Genomic DNA, 24,683 nt, shown 5'->3' with positions numbered 1-24,683 from the left:
CTTCAGCTCTTCTTCCGCGGGCTGCGCTCGGCCGGCGGCTCGCCCGAAGGCGTTTCGCTCGCGGGCTTGGCCTCGCCGCCCTTGCGCGCGGACTCGCGGATGCCCTGCATGTCGCGCGCTTCGCGGATCAGGCCCGGCATCCTGGCGAGGCTGCCGCCTTCGACGCCGATGTCCGATAGAATCGAGTCGATCAGCGGCGCCTGCACGCGATAGCGCAATGCCGAATCGATCACCTCGTCGGTGGCGCTGCGCGAGCCGTTAGGATGCGCCCCGCCGCCGCCATTGAGGCCGTCGACCTGGAGGATGCGGATGCCCTCGATCTTCTCCATCGGCTTGACGCTCTCGCGCACGATGCCCTCGATGCGGTCGAGCAGCTTGCGGCGGAACAGCGAGTAGCGCGCCTGGTCGGTGAGGACGTTCTCGGCCTCGTTAAGCAGCCGCTGTGCCTCGGCCTCGACCGCGGCGCGTACCCGTTCGGCCTCTGCCGCGATGCGCGTCTCCTCGGCCTGCTTTTCGGCTAGCAGAACTTCCACGGTCTTGCGGCGCTTGGCGATCTCGCTCTCGCGCGCCGTGACCACCCGTTCGGCGGCCTCGGTGGCGCGCACCCGCGCTTCCTCCGCGGTCACCCGGGCCGCCGATTCCTCCAGCGACTTCTGATGGATGGCGACGGCCTTTTCCATCAGCGCGGTCTCGACGTCCTTCTCGCGATTGATCTCGAGCTTGCGCAATTCGCGCTCGCGCCCGATCCGCGCCTCGTCGAGGCCGCGATCGGAGGCGATGCGGGCGCGCTCGACCTCCTCGCGGGCGGAAATCTCGGCTTCCTGTAGCGATTGGTTGCGGGCGACTTCGAGCTGCTCGATGGCGCGGCGGCGTTCCAGCCGCGCCGCGTCCAGCGCCTGTTCGCGTGAGAGATCGGTGGTCTCGACCTCCTTGCGCGCGACGATCTCGGCCTGCTTGACCTCGCGGTCGGCCTCGATCCGCTCCGAGCGCTTGGCGGCGAGCGCGATCACGCGCTCTTCGTCCGCGATCTCGACCGCCTGCTTCTGCTCGATATTGAGCACCTCGCGCGTGCGCGACGAGGCGATGCGCTCGGATTCCAGCGCCAGCTCGACGCCGATGCGGCGGCGCTCGACCGCGTCCCGTCGCTTCAGCTCCGCTGCCTCCAGCGCCTCGGTGCGCTCGATTTCCAGCGCACGCGTCTGCCGTTCTGCGTTGATGCGTTCGGCGGAAATCGCCTTCTCCTGCGCGATCCGCGCCGCCTCGATCGCTTCGCGCGAGGCGATATCGGCCTGCTCGACGGCGCGATTGCGGGCGATCTCCAGCGAACGGACGCGTTCCTCCTGGGCGATGCGCGACGACTCGGTCGCCTCGCGCGCCGCGATGCCGGAAACTTCCAGCGCCTTATTGCGCTCGATTTCGAGCTGTCGGGTTTTCTGCTCGGCGGCGATGCGGTCGGCGGCGATGGTGTGCTCGCGGGCGATGCGCGCGGCCTCCACCGCACGCTGCGCCTCGATCTCCGCCTCCTGGATGGTGCGCACCTGCTGGATTTCCAGCGCACGGGTCCGCTCGTCGGAGGTGATGCGATCGAGATTGACCGTCAGGGTCTGCGCGATGCGGGCTTTTTCGGTGGCCTCGCGCGCCGCGATCTCGGCTTCCTCGACCGCCCGTGTCCGCTCGATTTCGCGGCGGCGCGTCTCTTCTTCATTGGCGATGCGCGCATCGGTGACGGCCCGGTCCTGCTGAATGCGGGCTTTCTCGATCGCCTCACGTGCGGCGATTTCCGCTTCCTCGATCGTTCGCATCCGTTCGATGTCGCGCTGGCGTACCTCGCGCTCGGAGGCAATACGCGTCGTGTCGATCGAGCGCTGGTTGGAAATCCTTGTCTTCTCGATCTCCTCGCGGGCGAGCAGTTCCTTTTCCTCGACCGCGCGGCTGCGTTCGATTTCCTTCTGCCGCGTCTCGCGTTCTGAGGCGATCCGCGCCTCGGCGATGGCCTGCTCGTTGGCGATGCGGGCCTTCTCGATGGCCTCGCGTGCGGTGATCTGCGCCTGTTCCGCCTCGGTCTCGCGCAACGCGCGCTCGCGCGCGACCTCCGTGCGCTGCAAGGCACGGCGCATCTCGATGTCGCGTTCCTGTTCGAGGCGAGCCGTCTCGCTCTCGCGCTCGATCTCGAGCGCCTGCCGCTCGGCCTCGAGATTGCGGGTACGGATCTTGATCATCGAATCCTGTTCGATGTCGTTCCGCAATTTACGCCTTGCTTCGATGTCCTCCATCAGCCGGGTCAGGCCCTCGGCGTCGAACCGGTTCGATGGGTTGAAGAATTCGAGATCAGTCTGATCGAGATCGGTGATCGCAACCGACTCCAGTTCAAGGCCGTTCTGCGCCAGCGCTTCGGCGGCATTGGCCTTGACGCGCGCAACATAGTCGCCGCGCTGCTCATGCATCTGCTCCATCGTCATCTCGGACGCCACTGAGCGGATCGCGGAGACGAATTTGCCGGCGAGCAGCGCGTGCAACTGCTCCGGCTCCATGGTGCGCCGACCCAGCGTTGCGGCGGCGATCGACACGGCTTCGCGGGTTTGCTGCACGCGGACGTAAAAGTCGGCCTCGATGTCGACCCGCATGCGGTCTCGGGTGATGACGGCGTCCTGCCGCGCGCGCACGATGCCCATCGGCAGCACGTTCATGTTGACCGGCGTATAGTCGTGGATGAACGGCAGCACGAAGGCGCCGCCATTGATCACGACGCGTTCGCCAAGGAAACCGGTTCGGACGAACGAGGTTTCCTTCGACGAGCGGTGGTAGAGCCAGTTGACGATGTAGACGCCGATCACGATCACGACGATCGCGACGATCAGCCAGAGGATCAATTCGCCTATCAAAATCCCTGACATTGTCTTCTCCTTCGAACGTATCCGGCGTTAATGCGCGCCGATCGCCTTGAATTTGCGAACCTGTTCCGTGAGCGCCCGCTCCACCGGCAGACGCTCCATTGACGAGGCGCCGTAGAAGCCGTGGCAATAGCGGGTGTGCTTCATGATGAAATCGGCGTCCGCGGGATCGGCGATCGGACCGCCATGCGCGAGCACCAGGATGTCGGGATTGACGCTGAGCGCCGCATCGGCCCAGGCGTCGATCTGCTTCGGGCAATCCGCGAGCTTTGGCGCGGTCTGCGCGCCGATGGTGCCGCCGGTGGTCAGCCCGAGGTGACAGACGATGATGTCGGCGCCGGCGATCGCCATCGCGGCGGCTTCCTTCTCGCTGAACACGTAGGGCGTGGTCAGCATGTCCTTCTCGTGTGCCTTGGAGATCATCTCGATCTCGAGCGCATAGGAGATGCCGGTCTCTTCGAGATTGGCGCGGAAGATGCCGTCGATCAGGCCGACGGTCGGAAAGTTCTGCACGCCGGAGAATCCGAGCGCCTTCAGCTGGTCGAGGAACAGATCCATGTCGCGGAACGGATCGGTGCCGTTGACGCCGGCAAGCACCGGCGTTCGGGTGACGACCGGCAGCACTTCGCCCGCCATTTCGACCACAATCGCATTGGCATCGCCGTACGGCATCAGCCCCGCCAGTGAGCCGCGCCCGGCCATGCGGTAGCGGCCGGAATTGTAGATCACGATCAGGTCGACGCCGCCGGCTTCCTCGCATTTGGCCGAGAGCCCGGTGCCGGCGCCGCCGCCGACGATCGGCTCGCCACGCTTGGCCATGTCGCGAAACTTCTTGAGCAACGCTGCTCGTTCGAACCGGGCCATGCTTCACCTCGCCATCTTCCGCCGCGCGCCCGTGCGACCCAACAGGGATCGGAACGCACCGACAATCGCGGCGGTAAATTCGGGATCGTTGATGTTCTTCTTGATACGGATGATCTGGCGATTGCTGGTCTGCCGCACCGTTCGTTCCAGCGCGCTGAACAAGGCGCTGTCTGCTTGCGGGTCCCAGAACGGCTGCCCGGCGGCATCGAGTGCAGAGACGCCGCCCTCGGGGATGTAGAAGCGCACCGGGCCGTTCATCTGGTTGAGCCGTTCGCCGATCCAGCGCCCCATCCGCTCGTTTTCTTCTGCCGTCGTGCGCATCAGCGTCACTTGCGGATTGTGAACGTGGAATTTGCGTCGGGCGTAGCGTTCCGGAATGGTGTCGGGCGCGCCGAAATTGACCATGTCGAGCGCGCCCAGCGACCCGACATAGGGAACGCGGGTGCGGATGATCGCGCCGAAGCGGTCTTCGGTCGCCGGAAACACGCCGCCCATCAAGAGATCGCAGATCTCGGTGGTGGTCAGATCGATCACGGCGGCGAGCTGGCCGGAATCGACCAGCTTCTCCATCGAGCGGCCGCCGACGCCGGTGGCATGGAACACCAGGCATTCGAACTCCTGTGCCAGCTCGGCGGCGATTTTCTGCACTGCCGGCGTGGTGACGCCGAACATGGTGATGCCGACTGCCGGCACGCGAGGTGCATTGCGCTCGTTCCCGGGCCGCTGCGCGAGCCGCGCCTTGACCATGCCCGCGAGGGCGTTCGCGCCATTGGCAAGCACCGCACGCGAGATCGAATTCAGTCCCTGCACATCAGTGACCGAATACATCATCGTGATATCCGCAGGGCCGACATAGCGCCCGACGTCGCCGGAAGCGACCGACGAGATCATCAGCTTGGGCACGCCGACCGGCAGCGCCTGCATGCCCGGCGTCACCAGCGAGGCGCCGCCCGAGCCGCCTGCGGAGATGATGCCGGCGACATTGCCCTGGCGCCGCAGCCATTTGGCGAAGGCGTCCGCCATCGCGGTCACCGCCACGCCGCGGTCGGTGCCGAACACTGCGGCGCCGCCGCGACCGTGGTTGAGTGCGATCTCCTGCGCCGGCACGTCGCAGCTCGACAATTTGCCGCTGGTCGAGACGTCGACCAGCCGCGTGCGTAACCCACTCTCGGCGATGATGTCGCGAATGAAGCGGAGCTCCGCGCCCTTGGTGTCGAGCGTGCCAACCACCAGCACCACTGGCGGCCCACCCGCCTGGGCAACGGCCGCTTCGCGTGTCCTCCGAGTGGCATCTTCCAGCCGGGCCACGCCGGTAGATACCGTGCGTGCGGCAGCCTCGATCCTCGCGATCGGCACCGGCTGCGTCCAGCGGGTAGGCGGGCTTGGATTGGAAATGTAGATGCGGATCGGCCTATTCGCGGGAGCGTGCTGCGATGCCGGCTTCAGCTCGGCGCGCCCCGGCGCGAGAGCGATATCGGTCTCGAGCTCGGCATGCAGCCCAACCCCCAGCAATCGCTGCTGCAGATCGCGGTCGGCAGAAAGCCGGGCGGAATCGATGATACGATTGATGCGCCCGTTGACCATGATCGCAACGTTGCGCGACACCGCGGTCGCAACGCCGATGTTCTGCTCGATCACCAGCACCGAGATATCGTCATCCTCGCCGAGCCGGACCAGCATCTCCTCGACCTGGGCGACGATCACAGGCGCAAGCCCTTCCGTCGGCTCGTCCATGATCAGCAGATGCGGATTGGTGAGCAGCGCCCGCGAGATCGCCAGCATCTGCTGCTCGCCGCCGGAGAGCTGTCCGCCGCCGTGCTCTTTGCGCTCGGCCAGGCGCGAAAAGGTCTCGTAGATGCGCTCGACCGTCCAGGGCCCGCGGCGAATACCGGCGGCAAGCCGCAAGTGCTCGTCGACGGTCAGCGAACGCCACAGCCGCCGTCCTTGCGGCACATAGCCGACGCCAAGCCGGGCGATGCGCGCCGGCGGCTGGCGCGTGATGTCCTCGCCACGCACGCGGATCGAGCCGCCGCTCACCGGCACGAGGCCCATGATCGCCTTGCACAGCGTGGTCTTGCCCATGCCGTTGCGGCCGACCACCGAAAACACGCCGGAATCGAGGGTGAGGTCGACGCCCTGCAGCGCGTGCGAGTGGCCGTAATAGACGTCGAGCCCCTTGACTTCGAGCGCGGGCGCGGAGGTACGGCGGACGTCACTCATGCCCGCCTCCGAGATACAGCTCCTGAACCTCCGGATCGGACTCGATCTCGCGCGGCAGGCCTTCCTTGAAGATGCGGCCGTTGTGCATCATGGTGACGCTTTCCACCACACGCAGCGCCACATCCATGTCGTGCTCGATGATGATGTAGCCGATATGGGCGGGCAGCGAGGTCAGGATCTCGATCAGCTCGAGCCGCTCGCCGGGCGACAGGCCCGCCGCCGGTTCGTCGAACAGGATGAAGCGCGGCGCCCCGGCCAGCGCGAGCGCGATCTCGAGCTGGCGCTGCTGGCCGTGCGCGAGTTCGGCAACGCGCTGGTCCTTGACCGCGCTCAAATGAACGGCCTGCACCAGCGTATCCGCGGCATGCACCAGCGCGTCGTTTTGTCTTGGCCGCAACAGCGAGAAGCGCCCGCGCGAAACGCCGCGGCAGGCGAGATAGACATTGTCCTGCACCGTCAGGCCGGTGAACAGCGCGGAGATCTGATAGGTGCGGCGCAGGCCGCGGCGGATGCGCTCATAGGGCGGGAAATGCGTGATGTCTTCGCCGAAGAAGCGGATGGTGCCGGAGGAGGCGGGAAAGTCGCCGGTGATGCAGTTGAACAGCGTGGTCTTGCCGGCGCCATTGGAGCCCAGCACCGCACGCCGCTCGCCCGGACGCACGGTGATGGTGACGTCGGTGAGCGCGGCGAGGGCGCCGAACATGCGGGTGACGCCGCGCAACTCCAGCGCCGCTCCGGCGCCCACCAGCGACAGGCGTTGCGCCACGCTATCCATGGCCGCCTCTTCCGGTTTGGCGGGGCGTTGCGCCGCGTTGCCGCCAGTGTTCCCACAGGCCGATGACGCCATCGGACGACCAGAACACGATGGCGAGGAAGCCGAGCCCGATCAGCAGGCGGAAGCGGTTGCCGTCCAGCCCGAGCTGCACCAGGAAATCCAGCGTGAAGGTGCGCAGGAGGACGAAGATCAGCGCCCCGATGAACGGCCCGACGGCGCGCGTGATCCCGCCGACGACGGCTATGATCAGGATATCGATGCAGCGCTCGACGCCCACGGAGCCCGGCGAGATCTGCCGGTAGTTCCAGACCTGGAGGACACCGCCGAGCCCCGCCACGAACGAAGCAAAGGCATAGGCGGCGACGCGATGGGCGTTGACGTTGAAGCCGAGCGCCGCCATGCGGCGCGGATTGTCGCGCACGCCCTGTAGCGCGAGCCCGAACGGCGCGCGAGAGATATATTCGACCGCGAAATAGCAGAGCGCGGCGGTGCCGAGCACGACATAATAGAAGGGAATATCGGCGCGCCAGTCGACGCCCCAGAACATGGGCGTTGCGACATTGTTCATGCCGGTATGGCCGTTGAAGATCGCCCAGTTCTGGTTGGTGAAGTAGTAGAACGCCGCACCGATCGCGAGCGTGATCATGATGGTGTAGATGCCTTCGGTCCGCACCGCGAGCGCGCCGCCGAGGGTGCCGAAGGCGGTGGCGAGTGCGAGCGCCACCGGGGTCGCCAGCCACCACGGCCAGCCGAGGCTGATATTGACGTTCCCCGAAACGCCGAACACCGCGACCATGTAACCCGCAAAGCCCGCGATCGTGAGCTGCATCAGGCTGACCATGCCGCCATAGCCCGCGAGGAACATCAGGCTGAGGGCGATGGTGCCGAGAATGAGCGTGGTCGCGAAGATCTCGATCAGGAAGAACTTGCTGGCGATCAGCGGCATGATCAGCAGGATCACCGCGACGGCCCAGGCGGCAGGATTGTTGATTTCCGGCCACATGCGCACCGTCGGCGGCGCCGCGGCGGGCGAGCGGAGCTGAACCTTGGCGTCGTGGGTCACAAGCGACATGTCAGCGCCTCGCCACAAGGCCCTGCGGCCGCAGCGCCAGCACCACCACCATGATCAGGAACGTGACCACGATGGCGTAAGTCGGGATGTAGACCGAGCCGAGCTGCTCGGCGAGGCCGATGATCAGCGCACCCAGCGCGGCTCCGGGGATAGATCCCATGCCGCCGACGATGACGACCACGAGCGAGGCCAGCAGGAAACGCGTGTCTTCGCCCGGCGAGATCGACTGAAAGGTGCCGCCGACGACGCCGGCGATTCCGGCGAGCCCCGCGCCGAGCGCAAACACCAGCACGAAGACGAGTTGGATCTGCACGCCGGTGGCGGCCAGGATGTCGCGGTCATCGACGCCGGCGCGGATGATCATGCCGACACGCGTGCGGTTCAGCGCCAGCCACATCGCAACGCCGATCACGACCGAGGCGGCGAAGATCACGAGCCGCACCAGCGGATATTGCAGATAGACCATCTCGCCCGACGGCCTGACCGCGCTCACCAGTGGCAGTGCGATGGGGCCGATGAGCCAGCTTGGCGTCTCGATCTGGTAGAAGTTGCCGCCGAAGGCCCACAGCATCAGGTCGGCGAACACGATCGAGAGCCCGATGGTCACCATGGTCTGCCTGAGGTCCTGCCCCTCCATGCGGCGGAACACGATGATCTGCAGCAGCACGCCGACCAGCGCCACGGCGACAAAGGCGACGATGAAGCTGAGAATCCAGGAGCCGGTCGCGGCGCTGATGGCGTAACCGACGTAACCGCCGAACAGATAGAGCGAGCCGTGCGCGAGATTGACGTTGCGCATCAGGCCGAAGATCAGCGTGAAGCCGCTCGCGACGAGGAAATAAAGTCCGCCCAGCGTGATGCCGTTCAGCACCGCGTTGAGGAAAATCCGCTTGCGTCCGATGGCCTGTTCCAGTCCCGGCGGCCACACCGCAAAGATCAGCCACAGCAGGACCGCGACGGCGATGATCGTGATCAATGCCCAAGCCGGGTGGCGTTCGATGAACCGCGTCACGCCGACCACCTCTTGTTCGCCTGTTCCAGCCGGCGGGGAGAGGGGGCACGGAGATGCGAGCGCACAGAGCACCGCGCTCGAAGCAAACCCAAATGCCCGGCACAGGCCGCAAGCCCTGCCATGGAACAACGCTCCCTGTCGTGTCGCGACCGTCTTTGCGGGCCGCGTTCGCGACTATCCTAGCGAGAGCGGTGGGCTGGCATTTGACCGTCAGTATCTTTTCGCGCCGGCGTTACGCCCGCAACACCTTGGCAACGCGGCGGTAATCGGTCGGGGCCATGCCGACATTGGCGGCGAAGAAGCGGGTAAAACCGCTTTGGGAGGAAAAGCCGAGATCGAAGCCGATGTCCGCGATCGGGGTTTCCGTCGCCACCAGCGCGTCGAGCGCCTGCTCCATGATCAGCGTGTTGAGATAAAGATGCGGGGTGACGCCGGTCTGGGTGCGGAACAGGCGATAGAAATGCGGCCGCGACAGGCCGGACTCGCGGGCGATCGTATCGAGTTCGACCTCGGCGCCCGGGCTCTCCGACATCAGCTTGATGCATTTGCGCACCCGAAAATCGGTGACCGCCGCGGCGTCGCGCATCTCCTGCGTAACCTGAGCCTGTTGCCAGCTTTCATCGTAGCAAATGTCGATCAGGCGCCGCAGTTCGCTGTCGAGACTGCTCAGCGAGGGCGCGCCGCAAACCAGCGCTGCGGTGCGGCGAATATGCTTGTCGAGCGCAACGGTGCGCTTGAACTGCGTGCGGCCGAACCGCAGGCGACAGGTTCGCGTCGCGTCGGGCGCAAACCATTCGGCGTTGACGTAGAGCACGAAAAAGATCGCGCCGTTGCCGCAGTCGGCGGGAATGAAATTGTGCGGTTCCCAGGGATTGACGGCAACGACCGCGTCTTCGCTCAACTGCCAGCGTGACTCGCCGACATCGATCGACGCAGGAACTCCGCCGACGTGAAAGATCAGATGACCCTCACGATGCGCATGCGTATTGAACGGGCGGTTCAACTGGTAGACCGTCGCACGGCCGAAGCGGCCATGGAAGACGGCGAGCGCCCTGCTCATGTCCTCCCTCCCGGAAATATTCTTTTGTCTTTTTCCGGTAGCCTTTCTCAACCCGAGCGAGAATGCAAGAGCGGCGGTTGCCGCTCTTGCTCAAACGTCTCTCTACGGAATTGGACTGACCGGTCGACGCGACAACAAGGTCAGTATTTCTTACATTCCGGTATGGTGCGGCCGGGCAGGCCGATCTTGGCGAACACGGCGGGATCATAGCCCAGCGTCTGGTTCACGTTGGGAATGACCTTCACCACCTTGCTGAACAGTGCGCCTTTGCCGTCGTCGACGACTTCGGTGACGAAGTTGGTGCCGATCGCCTGGCGGTTAGAGTCGAGCTTGATCTTGCCGTTCGGCGCATCGAGTTCGATCTTGGCGAGCGCTTCCCTGTACTTGGCCTGGTTGTTGCTGAGGTCGCCGTTGACCTGACGCAGCGCCAAGATCAACGCCATCGTCGAGTTGTAGTAGTTGGTGGCAAGCAGGGACGGGCTCGGAAAACGCTTGTTCGGCGGGAATGCGTCCTGATACGCCTTCACGAATTTCTGCCAACCCGCGTCTTCCCAGGTATCGGCCTGGCCGCTGGCGGCAATCGTGCCGATCAGGGCGTTCTTGGCATTGCCCTTGGCGGACAGAATGGTCTGATCGACCATGATCGAGCCGCCCATCAGATGCGCCTTGCCGCCGGCCTGCTGGTACTGGTTGAGGAAGTTGACGGCGTCAGCACCGCCAAGGCCAAGATAGATCGCATCGACATCGTCAGGCAGCGCCGCGATCACCGAGGCAAAGTCCTTGGTGCCGAGCGGCACCCATTGCCGGCTGGTGATCTGCCCGCCCAGTCCGCAGAATTCGAGCGCCAGCCCGAATACCTGCGTATAGATGAAGGAGTAATCTTCGCCGACAGTGGCAATCTTGCGATATTTCTTGTCCTCGTAGGCATATTTGCCAAGCCCGACCTGCCATTGCGCGCCGTCCATATTGTAGCGGTAGAAGTTCGGCGAGGGGTCGACATAGGTGGTTTCCTGCGCGCCGGACGCCGCATTGATGAAGGTGAGTTCCGGCCGCGTCTTGGCGAAATTCTTCACCGCGATGCCTTCGTCGCCGGAAAGCGGCGACAGCAGGATCTGCACCTTGTCCTGCTCGATCAATTTGCGCACGGCGCGCACGGCGGAGTCGGGCGTCGCATCGGTCGAGGCGACGATGAACTCCAGTTCCTTGTCGCCGACCTTCTTGCCCAGCACATTGAGTGCGGTCTGGTGGCCGCGCATGCCGTCTTCGCCGAGGACCGTGTAGGTACCCTCCAGCGTCGCGGTGACGCCGACCTTGATCTTCTCCTGCGCGAACGCGGTCCCCGAAAGCAAAATGCTGCCCAAGGCGACCAAACCCACACTGCCTCTCAACATTGCCGTCCTCCCTGTCTGTTGGCCGACCGGCCGCGCTGCCGTCTGTGCGGTTTTCACTGCGTCCGGTTGTTGCCCTGGAGGCTAGCCGATGACTGCTGCGGCGCGGGTGTCGTCGGCGCGCGATCCCTTGACAGGCAGTCTCATTTTGCATGCTGCATCGCAATGCGAAACGCCCCCCTGCGGCGATCAGGCACGGCACGATTGACGGCCGAATTCACGAACTTGCCAAAAAAGGTCACTTCGTCCCGATCACGTTTTTCGAACGGCCGGAACAGTCCTTCGACCATCGACTTGATTGCAGCGGAGACTTCCGACATGGCCATCGACTTCAACCACACCATCCTGTCGGCGCGCGACAGCAAGGCCTCGGCCGATTTTCTTGCCGCGATATTGGGGCTGCCGGCGCCGCGGCGCTGGGGACCGTTCTACGTGGTCACCACCGACAACGGCGCCAACCTTGATTACATGAATGCCGAAAGTGGGATCACGCGCCAGCACTACGCCTTCCTGGTTGGCGATGCCGAGTTCGACGCGATCTTCGATCGTATCCGCGCGCAGAAGCTCCGCTACTGGGCCGATCCCGCGCAGCGAAGAGAGGACGAGATCAACGACCATGACGGCGGACGCGGTCTCTACTTCGAGGAGATCAACGGTCACCTGCTCGAAATCATCACGCGTCCATACGGCAGCGGCGGCTGGAATCCGTAAAGCGAAGCGCCGCGAGCGATAAGGCAGTGCAGAGAGCGTCGCCGCTTGAACGCCGACGAATTTCCAGAGATCGCAACGTTCTTGGAAATTCGTTAGTGAAATAACGCCGCGTGAAGCGCAGTCCATTCGCCACAGTGCATCATTTCTCATCAGGCAAAAGCCGGACCTTCAATCGAATATCCAAATTGTTCGATTTGGAAATGCAATTGATCGGCGTGAAAAGCTTCGCAACCCATAGGCTTTGCCTATGTCGAGCTGTCTGTGTTGCTGCGTGTGTCATGCGAGCGCACGCAAGTTGGAACGAATCCAATCTTCGACTCCGCATCATTGATATAGCATCCTAAAAAAACCTGACTTGCGCGGTCAGAGGAAAAGCATGCGGGCGGAAGAGGGGACGTCGTCACACGCAGGGATTCGGCATCACTTTGATTTCTGCGTCGGACGAAATGATTTCGAACATCAAGTGCCGTGTCGGCTTTCGACGCATCAGGCGCGTGAGTTTGCAGATCGGCGCACGCTGAACGCGGCGCATCACTTCTTTATATCCCGACATTCGGTGGGTGGCTTTTCGCGGCTTGTCATAGACAGCCGCGGAAGCGTTGGGGAATGCGGCAAATGACAAACGAGAATTCCGGCGCGGATACTTTTCCGAAGCTGCTCCTGCATCATGCCGAACAACGCGGCGATCGTCCGGCGATCCGCGAGAAGAGTCGCGGTATCTGGCGCACCGTGAGCTGGCGCGAACTCGCCGACGAAGCCGCCGCGCTTGCCGCAGCAGTGGCCGAACGGGGGATGCAACGCGGCGCGCACGTCGCCTTGCTCGGTGATAACCGACCGCGGCTTTATGCCGCGATGTGCGCAGCGCAGTGGCTCGGCGCCATCGTGGTGCCGCTCTATCAGGATGCCACGGCTGACGAGATCGCATCCGCGATCCAGAGCGCGAAGGTGACGCACGTCTTTGCCGAAAACCAGGAGCAGGTCGACAAGCTGCTCAGGATATTGCCGCTCTGTCCCACGGTCCAATGCATCGTCTACGACAAGGACCGCGGCATGCGCCACTACAAGCAGAAGGAGCTTGTCGGCTACGACGCGCTGCTGCAGCGGGGCAGGGAGCTCGTCGCGGCCAGGCGCGACTTCCTGCAGGCCGAAGCCGCGCGCGGCACCGGGCAGGACACGGCGTTTGTGTTCTTTACGTCGGGCACGACCGGTCCCGCCAAGGGCGTCGTGCTCACCCATGCCTCGTTGATTGATCGCGCGCGCGTCGCCGCGGCCAGGGGAGAATTGACCGACGCCGACGTGGCGATGGCCTATCTGCCGCCGGGATGGATCGGCCAGAACCTCTTTGGCTATGTCCAGCCGATGGTAGCAGGCTATTGCATCTGCTGCCCGGAATCTTCGGACACCATGCTCGCCGATATGCGCGAGATGGGGCCGACCTACCTGCTCGCCACGCCGAGCGTGCTGGAGGCGCTGCTCAAGCAGGTGTCGCTCCGCATGGAGGAGACCGGCGGATTCAATCAGCGCCTTTATCGCAATTGCATGGCGCTGGCGCGCCGGGTCACCGCGCAAAAGCTGGCCGGCAAAGCCGTTTCCATGGGCGATCGCCTGCTGTCCTTTGCAGCCGACCTCGTCATGCTCGGTCCGCTGCGCGACGTGCTCGGCATGAGCAAGGTGCGCGTGGCCTACACGGCCGGCGACGCCATCGATCCCGATCTCCTGATGTTCTTCCGTGCGCTCGGCATCAACCTGAAGCAGCTCTACGGCTCCACGGAGACCGGCTTCTTCGTTGCCATGCAGCCCGACGGCGCGATCAAGCCGGGCACGGTCGGCCCGCCGGTCGAAGGCGTAGAGCTGAAAGTGACGCCGCAGCGTGAAATCCTGGTGCGCTCGCCCGGCCTGTTCAAGGAGTATCACGGCGACTCCGAGAAAACGGCGCGAGCGAAGGGCACTGAAGGATGGTTTCACACCGGCGACGCCGGCGTCCTCGGCGAGGACGGACAACTGCGGATCATCGACCGCATGGCCTATGTCGGCGCGTTCAACGACGGCACTCTGTTTTCCCCCAAGGTGATCGAGAACAAGCTCAAATTCCTGCCCTACATCAAGGAGGCCGTGGTGCTCGGCAACGGCCGCGACAGGGTTTGCGCGCTGATCGACATCGAAATGGCCGCCGCCGGAAGATGGGCCGACCGGCAGAACATCGCATATACCGGCCATGCCGATCTTGCCTCGCGCGACGAAGTCTATGCGCTGCTTGCGGATTGCATCGCCGGCGTGAACGCGCAACTGGCGTCGGAGCCCTCGCTGGCCCCGTCGCAGATCCATCGCTTCGCCATCCTGAACAAGGAGTTGAGCGCCGATGACGGCGCGCTCACGCGCACTGGCAAGCTGCGCCGCGACGTCATCGCGGAGAGATACCGCGCACTGGTTGACGCGATGTATGACGGCCGCGCCGACGCGCGGTTCGAGACCATGGGCGACGAAGCCACGTCTGCCGAAGTGAAAATCCGTGACGCAAAAGTCGTTGCACCCGCGCCGGCCCGGAGAGCGGCATGAACATGACGGCCCCCGTGCAATCCTCCATCCTGCAATCCTCGGAACGCGCCTTTCCGTTCGGCGCGCCGATCCTGGAGCTGTCTTCGATCTCGCTGCGCTTCGGCGGCGTGCAGGCGCTGACCAATATCTCTTTCAACGTCCTCGAGCACGAGATCCGCGCGATCATCGGCCCGAACGGCGCCGGCAAGAGCTCGATGCTCAACGTCATCAACGGCATCTATACCCCGCAGGAAGGCAGCATCACCTTCCGCGGCGAGCGCCTGTCGGAAATGACGCCGACGCACGCCGCCCATCTCGGCATCGCGCGCACCTTCCAGAACATCGCGCTGTTCCGCGGCATGTCGGTGCTCGACAACATCATGGCGGGCCGCAATCTGAAAATGCACGCGACCTTCCTGGAGGTGGCCTTTCAACTCCCTCGCGCCCGCCGCGAGGAAACCGAGAACCGCGCCAAGGTCGAGGAAATCATCGAGTTCCTCGAGATCGAGCACATCCGCAAGACGCCGGTATCGCGCCTGCCTTACGGCTTGCAGAAGCGGGTGGAGCTCGGCCGTGCGCTTGCCGCCGAGCCGACCGTGCTGCTGCTCGATGAGCCGATGGCCGGCATGAACATCGAGGAGAAGCAGGACATGTGTCGCTTCATCCTCGACGTCAACGATCACTACGGCACCACGGTCGTGCTGATCGAGCACGACATGGGCGTCGTGATGGACATCTCGGATCGCGTCGTCGTGCTCGACTACGGCAAGAAGATCGGCGACGGCACGCCCGACGAGGTGCGCTCGAACCAGGACGTCATCGACGCCTATCTCGGCGTGGCACATTAGGGAACGGCGATGATCGATTTCTGGTTTTTCATCGAGGTTCTGGTCGGCGGGCTGCTGTCCGGGACGATGTATTCGCTGGTCGCGCTCGGTTTCGTGCTGATCTACAAGGCCTCCTCCGTGTTCAACTTCGCGCAGGGCGCGATGGTGTTCTTCGCGGTGCTGTCCTTTGTCGGCTTCATGGAGCTCGGCCTGCCGTTCTGGGCGGCGCTGCCGGTGGCGGTCGGCGTCATGGTGCTGGTCGGCATGGCGACCGAGCGCTTCGTGCTGCGGCCGCTGGTGAGCCAGAGCGAGGATACGCTGCTGATGGCGACGATTGGCCTCGCCTTCGTAATCGAGGGCGTGGCGCAACTGGCTTGGGGCGTCGACGTGCGGCGCCTCGATCTCGGCATCCGTGACGAGCCCATCAACTGGGTGATGGACACCACCGGCATGCTGATCAGTCAGCTCGACATCACGGCGGCGGTGGTCGCCGGCATCATGGTGGTCGCGCTGGCCCTGCTGTTCTCCTACACCAAAGTCGGTCGGGCCTTACGCGCCGTCGCCGACGACCATGCGGCCGCGCTGTCGATCGGTATTCCCTTAAAACACATCTGGATGCTGGTGTGGGCGACCGCCGGCATCGTGGCGCTGGTCGCAGGCATGCTGTGGGGCGCGCGCAGCGGCGTGCAGTTCGCACTGGTGTGGGTCGCGCTCAAGGCGCTGCCGGTGCTGATCATCGGCGGCTTCACCTCGGTGCCGGGCGTCATCATCGCCGGCCTGATCGTGGGCGCGGTCGAAAAGGTCGCGGAAGTCTATATCGGCCCGTTCTTCGGCGGCGGCATCGAAGGCTGGGCGCCGTACATGCTTGCCGTGTTCTTCCTGCTGATCCGGCCGGAAGGCCTGTTCGGCGAGAAGATCATCCGGCGCGTCTGACATCGGGCAATCGGGGGGATAAATGTTCTACAGGGAAGCCGGACAGTTCCGCACCAGCTACGCGCAGGACTCGCAGATCTTTCCGCTTCGGCAGGATCGCATCGGAATCGCCATCCTGCTGATCGCCGCGGTGATGCTGCCGTTCGTCACCAACAATTACTGGCTGAGCGCGATCCTCATTCCATGGCTGGTGCTGTCGCTGGTGGCGCTCGGGCAGAACATTTTGATGGGCTATGCCGGCCAGCTTTCGCTCGGATCGGCCGGCTTCATGGCTGTCGGCGCCTTCGCCTGCTACAATTTGATCCTGCGCATCGAAGGCATTCCCTTCGTGATCGCGGTCGCGCTTTCCGGCGTGTGCGCGGCGCTGGTCGGCATCGTGTTCGGCCTGCCGAGCCTGCGCATCCGCGGACTTTATCTCGCAGTCGCAACGCTGGCGTCGCAGTTCTTCATCGTCTGGGCGCTCGACAAGTTTCCCTGGTTCAAGAACTACGATCCGGCCGGCGTGATCACGGCGCAGCCGATCATCATGTTCGGCCACAACTTTGCTTCGCCCCGTGAAAAATACTGGGTGGTGCTGGCGATCGTCGCGGTGCTGGCGCTATTGGCCAAGAACATGGCGCGCGGCAGCGTCGGTCGCGGTTGGATGGCGGTGCGCGACATGGACGTTGCCGCCGAGGTGATGGGCCTGTCGCTGCTGCGCACCAAGCTCCAGGCGTTCGCGATCTCTTCGTTCTATTGCGGCGTCGGCGGCGCGCTGTTCGCGTTTGCTTATCTACAGACGGTCGAGCCGTCGGCCTTTGGCATCGACCTGTCGTTCCGCATTCTCTTCATGGTCATCATCGGCGGCCTCGGCACCATCATGGGCTCGTTCCTGGGCGCTGGATTCATCCTGCTGATGCCGATCTTCCTGAACATCTTCTTCCACACCGTCTTCGGCAAGTCGGTCGATGCCACCATCACGTCCGCGCTCGAGCAGGTCATTTTCGGCGCGATCATCATCATGTTCCTGATCTTCGAGCCGCTCGGCTTCGCGCGTCTCTGGCAACTGACCAAGGAAAGGTTGCGGCTCTGGCCGTTTCGCCACTGAGCCGGATGTCGTTCGTTCAAAAAACGTCAACAAGGGGAGAAGCAGGCATCATGATGAGAGATACGATCCTTCGCCGGGCCATGCCCGGCATCTTCGCGCTGGCGGCCGCGTTCGCGGTCGGCGGCGCATCTTCGACCGCGATGGCGCAGGAGCAGGAGCAGTATTTCGGGATTCCGAGCAGCCGCGTCGGGCCTTATTCCGCGATGGGCACCGGCTACTACGGCGGCATCATCGACTATCTCAACTACGTCAACATGAAGTTCGGTGGCGTCAACGGCGTGAAACTGACCTATGACGAGTGCGAGACCGAATACAACGCGGCCCGCACCGTCGAATGCTACCAGCGCCTCCTCAACAAGGGCGACCAGAAGATGGTCGTGTTCGACACGCTCGGCACGCCCGGCGCCTACGCCGTCATTGGCCGCATGGCCACTGACAACGTCGTGCTCGCGCAGTACGGCTACGGCCGCACCGACGCCGCCGACGGCCGCGTCTGGCCCTGGGTGTTCAATGCCGCAGGCCATTACTGGGGCCAGATCGCGGTGAAGATGAACTTCATGGCGCAGAAGGAAGGCGGCGTCGACAAGATGAAGGGCAAGACGATCGTGCACCTTCACATCGATACCGCCTACGGCCGCGAACCGATTCCGGCGATGCGCGAGATCGCCAAGGAATGGGGCGTAAAGCTGATCGAAATCGCCGTGCCGCCGCCAGGCCTCGAGCAGCAGTCGCAATGGTTACAGATCCGCAGGGAGAAAGCCGATTGGGTCACGTTCTGGGGCGCCGGCTCCGGCATGAACTCGACCGCGATCACCACCGCTGCCCGTGTCGGCTTCCCCCGGGAAAAGATGATGTATGTGACCTTCGGCGGCGCCGAGGAGGACATGATTCCGGCCGGCGATGCTGCCAAGGGCACCTACGTCGCCGCCAATGCCGCGCCCGGCAAGTTCCCGCTGATCCAGGACATCGAAAAGGTCGTGTATGGCGCGGGCAAGGGCAATATGCAGAACCCGCAGCGCGTCGGCACGGTCTACTATAACCGCGGCGTCGGCGCGGCCGTGATGTGGGTCGAGGCGTTGAAGAATGCCCAGCGCATCCACAACAAGACCGGCAAGACCGTCACGGGCCCGGAATTCCGCGACGGCTATGAAGCGCTTGATATCACCGACGACAAGCTCAAGGAGATCGGCATCCTCGGCATGTCGGCGCCGTTCAAGATGTCCTGCGCCAAGCACGACGGCTCCGAGCGCTTCCGGATGATGCAGTGGGACGGCACCAAGTTCGTGCTCCTGACGGACTGGGTGCCGGCGCCCAATCCGGCTTTCATTCGCAAGCTGATCGAGGATTCGGCCGAGAAGTACGCGAAGGAAAACAACTTGCCGGTCCGCCAGTGCTCGTGAGCGGACGTATCTGACACGACGTGAACGGGTGGGAGATGATCTCCCACCCGTATTTCGAAATCCGGATGTTGGGGATGCGGCCATGAATGTTTCCGTCACATCGACAAGCGCGGCGGCTTCCGCGGTGGCGGCTGCCTCTGTGCTGGCGGTCAAGAACATCGAGGTGGTCTACGACCACGTGATCCTGGTGCTGCGCGGCGTATCCCTCGAAGTGCCCAAGGGCGGGATCGTTGCATTGCTGGGCGGCAACGGCGCCGGCAAATCGACGACGCTGAAGTCGATCTCGACGCTGCTGGCATCCGAGCGCGGCGCCGTGACCAAGGGCTCGATCGAATTTCGCGGCGAGCGCACCGACCAGCTCACTCCCGGCGATCTCGTCGGCATGGGCATGGTGCAAGTGATGGAGGGGCGGCACTGCTTCGGCCATTTGACGGTCGAGGAAAACCTGATCACCGGTGCCTATACGCGGCCGATCAGGGGAGCAGAGCTGCGCGACGCGCTCGATAAGGTCTATGCCTATTTCCCGCGCCTGAAAGTGCGCCGAAGCAGTCTGGCCGGCTACACCTCGGGCGGCGAACAGCAGATGACGGCGATCGGCCGCGCCATGATGGCCAAGCCGAGCATGCTGCTGCTCGACGAGCCCTCGATGGGCCTCGCCCCGCAGATCGTGGCGGAAATTTTTGAAATCGTCCGCGACCTCAACCAGAAGGAAGGGGTCAGCATCCTCCTGGCCGAGCAGAACACCAACGTCGCGCTGAAATATGCCGACTACGGCTACATCCTGGAGAGCGGCCGCATCATGGTCGACGGGCCGGCAAAGGCGCTGGCGGAGAACAAGGACGTCAAGGAATTCTATCTCGGCATGTCCTCGGAAGGCCGCAAGAGCTTTCGCGACATGAAGTCCTACCGTCGCCGCAAGCGCTGGGTTTGAGGGGCGGCCCGTCTCGGGTGGCCGTATGCCTCTTTCGTTATCCCGCACGGCCTCGCCAGCACTGTTCGTCCTGCGGCGCGAGAACGAAGCTGCGGCGTGATCTCCTCAGTCTATTGAGATGATCGAGGCGGGACCGGCTTTCACCTGGATGGTGCTTGCCACCATGCTCTTGACCACAAAGCACCCTGCCTGACCGGCGCCGCGTTTCTTTTGTCCCCAAATGGGGATTGCGACATTGCCTGTCATTTATTCAAATCGCCTTCATCGAATGCACGATCGTGAAATCCCGTATCGATCGTGACGGAGATCGAGCCAACTACAAACACAGGTTCCGACGTGGATGACGGGTCGCTGGCCGACCCGCCTCGCGGACGGTTGTGCGCAAGGAGCAGATGCATGGCACTCATCAATGGAACGCCTGGCGACGACACCCTCATCGGCACGCCAATGGACGATCAGATCAACGGTCTGGCGGGCGTCGACACGATAACCGCTTTGGAAGGCAATGATGAAGCAAGCGGCGGTCCCGGGGACGATTCAATCGACGGAGGAGCGGGCAACGATACGCTGAACGGCAATGCCGGGAACGACGCAGTCATGGGTGGCGACGGCGATGATGCGATCAATGGCGGCGCAGGCGACGATACGCTGGACGGCAATGCCGGCATCGACACGATCAATGGAAATGCCGGCAATGACATTATCGACGGCGGAGCCGGCGATGATGATCTGTCTGGTAACGCAGGCGACGACGAGATCAGCGGCGGAGATGGCAATGATGTCATCAGCGGCGGCGCTGGCGTCGACGTCCTCTCGGGCGATGCCGGCGACGACATGTTGACTGGCGGGGCCGGCGACGACGAACTGAATGGCGGCGGCGGTATCGACCAGCTCAACGGCGGCGCCGGCGACGATGTCCTCAACGGCAACGCGGGAACCGATACGCTCAACGGTGGCCTCGGCGACGACGAGCTGAACGGCGGTGACGACAGCGACGTGCTGAACGGCGCTGCTGGCAACGATGCGTTGAACGGCGGTGGCGGTGACGACACGCTGAACGGTGGCGCCGGCAACGATGAGCTGAACGGCAATGCCGGTAGCGACACCATGAGCGGTGGCGACGGTGACGATGCCATGGATGGCGGCGCCGGCAACGACATGATGTCCGGCGACGACGGTGACGACGTCATGGCCGGTGCCGGCGGCGACGATGAGTTGAGCGGCGGCGAAGGAGCGGACGAGCTCAGCGGCGGCGCCGGCCTGGATACGCTGAACGGCGATGCCGGGGATGACATGCTCGCCGGCGGCGCCGATGACGATACGCTCAATGGCGGCGACGGGGCCGATACGCTGGAAGGCAACGCCGGCAACGACGTGCTGAACGGGGAGGCAGGCGACGATGAGTTGAGCGGCGGCAACGGCGCCGACGAACTCAACGGCGGTCTCGGCGACGATGTGCAGAGCGGTGGTGCAGGCACCGACATGCACAATTTCGGTGACGGCACCGCCACCAACTTCGGTGACGATGAAGTCTCCGACCTGAACTTTGCCGACGGCGACGAAGTCAATGTCGATGCCGATCCGACGTTCGATGTGACCACCATCGTCGTGGACGACGACGGCACCAACACAACGCTCGACTTTGGATTCGGCACCATCACGCTGACCGGCGTCAGCGGAGGCGCCGGTACGGAGTTCGAGTCGATCGACGACATCAATACTGCGGCAGGTTATACCGCCGTCGAAGTCGTCTAGCGTTCGATCCGGCGGGGCGGCCGAGGCCGCCCCGCTCCTCTGCCTCGGCAGTACTCCGTTAGCGATAGTGCCGCCACTCATGTACTCGCGTAACCGTGGTGAGATTTCAGCGGCTGGTCGAAGATCGCTGCTTGCATCGCTTCCGGGACGATCCGCTTTGGTGTGGATCGTCGCCTTTAGCGTGTCCATCAACGTGCTGCTTCTGGTCCTGCCGTTCTATTCCATTGAAGTGTTTGACCGGGTGATCAGCAGCGGCAGCGTCGAAACCCTTGTTGGTCTCACGGTCATTGCTGCCTTTGCGCTTGTTTTCAGCGCTTGCTTCGACACCCTGCGCAGCCGGCTGCTCAGTCGCTTCGCGGTCAGATTTGAGCGATATCTCGCTCCTATCGTGCTTGAAAGCACGATCGTTGATGCCACCGGTCGCGGCGATGGCAGGGCACACGACCTGGCAAATCTGCGCGAGTTGAGGACGTTCCTCTCCAGTAACACCGTTGCGTCGCTGCTGGACGCGCCCTTTCTTCCGGCATTCATCTTCATCCTCTTCTTTCTGCACCCCTGGTATGGTGTGATTGCGCTGATCGGATCGGTAATTCTGCTCGCCATGGGGGTCGTAAGCCGCTGGGTTGCCAAGGCCGAAATCGCGCAGGCGCAGCACGCCGCACAAGCGGCCCAGGCTGCCCTTGACGGAATCGTCCGGCATTCCGGCCTGGTGCGCGCGATGGGCTGGACCAAAGGCGCGGTCCGCGAGTTCATGGACCTCAACGATCAGACCTTGTCGCCTGTGGTTCGAGCCAGCGAACGCGTTTATGCAATCGGCGCGGTGGCCCGCATGGTGAGAACGATGTTGCAGGTTGCCGCGATCGCCGCCGGCGCCTGGCTCGTGCTTCAGAACGAAGTGCTGGCAGGCAGCTTGATTGCGAGCTCGATCCTGATCGCCCGCACACTACAGCCGATGGAGGGCCTGATCTCGGCGTGGCGCGCGCTTGCATCCGCACACGAGGCCTGGAAGCAGGTTCAGGCGGCCGCCGCTCCGATGCTGGTTCGGAGCAGGCGAACGCTGCTGCCGTCGCCGTCCGGCAGGGTGGAAGTGAAGCGCATGACTTACCGGATGGCCACGGTACAGCGTCCGGTCCTGGCGGGCGTTACGTTTGAATGCCGGCCTTCCGAGATTGTTGTCGTCATCGGCCCGACCGGTGCCGGAAAATCGACCTTGCTGCGCTTGATGGCGGGGCTGGAGCGTCCGAGTGCCGGCACGATCCGGCTGGACGACGCAGCCCTACAGGACTGGGACGCCGATCAGCTCGGGCAGTTTATCGGTTATCTTCCTCAAGACGTGCAGCTTCTGGGAGGCACCGTAGCCGAAGCTATCGCCGGCTTCGACGAAGATGCGGGGGACGAGGACATCATTGCCGCAGCGGTGCACGCACAGGCGCACGAGATGATCCTGTCTCTGCCCGCCGGCTACCAGACCGAAATAGGGCGCGATGGTAACAGGCTTTCCGGCGGTCAGCGCCAGCGCATCGGCCTTGCCCGGGCATTCTTCGGCAATCGCAAATTGATCCTGCTGGATGAACCGAATGCCAATCTCGATCCGGAAGGCGAGCAAGCACTGTGCTCGGCGATCGAGCGGGCGAAAGCGCGCGGCGCCACGGTGGTGATAGTCACCCATCGGCCCCGCCTGTTGACCATCGCGGATGCGGTCCTTCTTCTGAGGGATGGCGGGCAGCTTGCCTTTGGGGCACCGGCCGAAGTCCTTCGCCGGCCTGTCACGTCGCCCGTCCCGAAGCCGCATGTCGTAAGCGTCAACACTGAACATCAGAAACTGTCCGCTCGGGAGACAGCGCGATGACGCAGGACCAGCATCGTCGGATAGCCGCCGTTTCACGCACGGAACGGCCGCGATCCGATATGCGTCGTATCATCGTATGGGGCTGTGCGCTGCTTATTCTGCAATTTTGCGGCTTCGGCGTATGGGCCACCACTGTTCCGCTTCGCGGCGCAGTTATGGCGCCGGGCGTGATAAAGGTTCATTCGAAGCGCAAGTCCGTCCAGCATCTCGAAGGCGGAATAATAAAGTCAATTCATGTCAGGGAAAACGATCAGGTTAAGGTCGGCCAGCTCATCGCGCGGCTCGACACAACCCAGATCGAAGCGATGCTTGGCTCGCTGACGACAAAATACTTCGCGGATCTCGCGCTGGAGGCTCGGCTGGCGGCGGAGCAGTCCGGCGCCAAGTCGATTACGTTTTCTGACGAACTGAAGAATAACGCGCGCCATGCATCTGCGCGGATCGCGATGCAAACCCAGGAAGCCGAGTTTGCGGCGCGACTGGCCGCCATCGAGAACGAGCGCAAGATGGTCGATCAGCAAATGCTGCAACTGACGGATTCGATCCGCGGTACCGAAAGCAATACCCAGGGTGTCGAGCAACAACTCAAGCTGTTGCAGGAGGAAATCGCCGACACGAGCTACCTGCTGGCAAAAGGTCTCGCCCGAAAGCCGCGCGTGCTCGCCTTGAAGCGGGCCGAAGCCGAAGCCAGCGGACAGATTGCCCGCAACTCGGCATCAGTGGCGGAGATGAAAGGGAAAATGGCGGAGCTGGAGGACAAGCGACGACAGCTCGGCTTCAATCAGGGGCAGGAAATCGCCAGGCAGCGTCACGCCACGAGCGAGGAAATCGGAGATATCAGGCACAAAATTGCCGCATTGCGCGATCAGCTCGGCCGGTCCGAATTATACGCGCCGGAGAGCGGAAAGATCGTCGGTCTCAACAGCAGGGATCTCCGCGCCGTGCTTGCACCCCGCGAGACTCTTCTGGAAATAGTTCCAACGGAAGACCGGCTTGTCATCGAGGCAGCGTTGAGGCCGGCGGATCGCGAGGAAGTTCATGCCGGACAGATCGCACGCGTGCGCGTTCAGGCGCTGAATATCCGGCGGCGGCCGATGCTTGATGGAAAAGTTGTCGCGGTGGCGGCGGATGCGCTCACCGACACCAAGACTGGCGTTACGTCGTACATGGCGGAGGTGGAGCTCGATATTGACGGCCCGACGTCCGCCTATCTTTCTTCATTGATGCCGGGAATGCCCGTTGAAATATTTGTTGAAACCGGCGAGCGGACTTTTGCGCAGTATTTGGTGCAACCTTTGGAACTTCGCGTCAACCGTGCGTTTAGGGAGCACTAGCTTGTCGGCATGGGGCTTGCGCGACGTTGCAGGAGGCGC

19 protein-coding genes are annotated in these 24,683 nt (G+C 63.6%); 10 read left to right on the top strand and 9 right to left on the bottom strand.

Annotation, left to right across the window (positions count from 1 at the left end; genetic code table 11):
• Positions 1-2 precede the first annotated feature (2 nt).
• The 9 genes from JQ628_RS03320 to JQ628_RS03280 all read right to left on the bottom strand — a co-directional run bounded on the left by JQ628_RS03320 (position 3) and on the right by JQ628_RS03280 (position 11,602).
• Positions 3-2,894 carry a flotillin family protein gene (locus JQ628_RS03320; RefSeq protein WP_212219072.1) on the bottom strand — a complete coding sequence of 964 codons (2,892 nt, stop codon included), beginning with the start codon at positions 2,892-2,894 and terminating at the stop codon, positions 3-5.
• A gap of 27 nt (positions 2,895-2,921) precedes the next feature.
• Positions 2,922-3,755 (bottom strand): phosphoenolpyruvate hydrolase family protein, encoded by an 834-nt coding sequence (locus JQ628_RS03315; RefSeq protein WP_212219068.1) that lies wholly within the window; start codon positions 3,753-3,755, stop codon positions 2,922-2,924.
• Positions 3,756-3,758: 3 nt separating this feature from the next.
• Positions 3,759-5,975, bottom strand: coding sequence for an ABC transporter permease (locus JQ628_RS03310; RefSeq protein ID WP_212219064.1), 2,217 nt, complete (start codon positions 5,973-5,975; stop codon positions 3,759-3,761).
• Positions 5,968-6,750 (bottom strand): ABC transporter ATP-binding protein, encoded by a 783-nt coding sequence (locus JQ628_RS03305; protein WP_212219061.1) that lies wholly within the window; start codon positions 6,748-6,750, stop codon positions 5,968-5,970. Before JQ628_RS03305 ends, JQ628_RS03310 begins: the two co-directional genes overlap by 8 nt.
• On the bottom strand, positions 6,743-7,822 hold the full coding sequence (locus JQ628_RS03300; protein WP_212219058.1) for a branched-chain amino acid ABC transporter permease: 1,080 nt from the start codon (positions 7,820-7,822) through the stop codon (positions 6,743-6,745). Before JQ628_RS03300 ends, JQ628_RS03305 begins: the two co-directional genes overlap by 8 nt.
• Position 7,823: 1 nt before the next feature.
• The gene (locus JQ628_RS03295; RefSeq protein ID WP_212219055.1) at positions 7,824-8,834 is read right to left on the bottom strand and encodes a branched-chain amino acid ABC transporter permease; all 1,011 of its coding nucleotides are present in this window, start codon (positions 8,832-8,834) and stop codon (positions 7,824-7,826) included.
• 232 nt (positions 8,835-9,066) lie between these two features.
• Positions 9,067-9,894 (bottom strand): AraC family transcriptional regulator, encoded by an 828-nt coding sequence (locus tag JQ628_RS03290; RefSeq protein WP_212219052.1) that lies wholly within the window; start codon positions 9,892-9,894, stop codon positions 9,067-9,069.
• 140 nt (positions 9,895-10,034) lie between these two features.
• Positions 10,035-11,285: an ABC transporter substrate-binding protein gene (locus JQ628_RS03285; protein WP_212219049.1), complete on the bottom strand. Its 1,251-nt coding sequence runs from the start codon at positions 11,283-11,285 to the stop codon at positions 10,035-10,037.
• 140 nt (positions 11,286-11,425) lie between these two features.
• On the bottom strand, positions 11,426-11,602 hold the full coding sequence (locus JQ628_RS03280; RefSeq protein ID WP_212219046.1) for a hypothetical protein: 177 nt from the start codon (positions 11,600-11,602) through the stop codon (positions 11,426-11,428).
• On the opposite strand from JQ628_RS03280, the gene JQ628_RS03275 reads away from it, so the two are divergent.
• From JQ628_RS03275 to JQ628_RS03230, 10 genes are all read left to right on the top strand, one after another.
• Positions 11,601-11,993, top strand: coding sequence for a VOC family protein (locus JQ628_RS03275; RefSeq protein WP_212219043.1), 393 nt, complete (start codon positions 11,601-11,603; stop codon positions 11,991-11,993). The two genes, JQ628_RS03280 and JQ628_RS03275, sit on opposite strands and share 2 nt — an antisense overlap.
• 615 nt (positions 11,994-12,608) lie before the next feature.
• The gene (locus JQ628_RS03270) at positions 12,609-14,549 is read left to right on the top strand and encodes an AMP-dependent synthetase/ligase (RefSeq protein ID WP_212219040.1); all 1,941 of its coding nucleotides are present in this window, start codon (positions 12,609-12,611) and stop codon (positions 14,547-14,549) included.
• A gap of 2 nt (positions 14,550-14,551) precedes the next feature.
• Positions 14,552-15,376, top strand: a complete 825-nt coding sequence (locus JQ628_RS03265) for an ABC transporter ATP-binding protein (RefSeq protein WP_212219377.1) — start codon at positions 14,552-14,554, stop codon at positions 15,374-15,376.
• 9 nt (positions 15,377-15,385) lie between these two features.
• Complete coding sequence (locus JQ628_RS03260; RefSeq protein ID WP_212219037.1) at positions 15,386-16,288, top strand: branched-chain amino acid ABC transporter permease; 903 nt, start codon at positions 15,386-15,388, stop codon at positions 16,286-16,288.
• Positions 16,289-16,310: 22 nt separating this feature from the next.
• Entirely contained in the window at positions 16,311-17,375 is a 1,065-nt protein-coding gene (locus tag JQ628_RS03255) for a branched-chain amino acid ABC transporter permease (protein WP_212219034.1), read from the top strand.
• A 50-nt stretch (positions 17,376-17,425) separates the two neighbouring features.
• On the top strand, positions 17,426-18,775 hold the full coding sequence (locus JQ628_RS03250) for an ABC transporter substrate-binding protein (protein WP_212219031.1): 1,350 nt from the start codon (positions 17,426-17,428) through the stop codon (positions 18,773-18,775).
• A gap of 82 nt (positions 18,776-18,857) precedes the next feature.
• Complete coding sequence (locus JQ628_RS03245) at positions 18,858-19,706, top strand: ABC transporter ATP-binding protein (RefSeq protein WP_212219028.1); 849 nt, start codon at positions 18,858-18,860, stop codon at positions 19,704-19,706.
• 297 nt (positions 19,707-20,003) lie between these two features.
• Positions 20,004-21,461, top strand: coding sequence for a calcium-binding protein (locus JQ628_RS03240; RefSeq protein WP_349628012.1), 1,458 nt, complete (start codon positions 20,004-20,006; stop codon positions 21,459-21,461).
• A gap of 160 nt (positions 21,462-21,621) precedes the next feature.
• Positions 21,622-23,310, top strand: a complete 1,689-nt coding sequence (locus JQ628_RS03235) for a type I secretion system permease/ATPase (protein ID WP_349628013.1) — start codon at positions 21,622-21,624, stop codon at positions 23,308-23,310.
• On the top strand, positions 23,307-24,644 hold the full coding sequence (locus tag JQ628_RS03230; protein ID WP_249127419.1) for an HlyD family type I secretion periplasmic adaptor subunit: 1,338 nt from the start codon (positions 23,307-23,309) through the stop codon (positions 24,642-24,644). The genes JQ628_RS03235 and JQ628_RS03230 overlap by 4 nt, the downstream gene beginning before the upstream one ends.
• Positions 24,645-24,683: the final 39 nt, after the last annotated feature.

It is taken from the genome of Bradyrhizobium lablabi (assembly GCF_018129385.1).
GTDB classification, from domain to species: domain Bacteria; phylum Pseudomonadota; class Alphaproteobacteria; order Rhizobiales; family Xanthobacteraceae; genus Bradyrhizobium; species Bradyrhizobium lablabi_C.
Note: the sequence above shows the minus strand (reverse complement) of the source record. Positions and strands in the feature narration are given on the sequence as shown.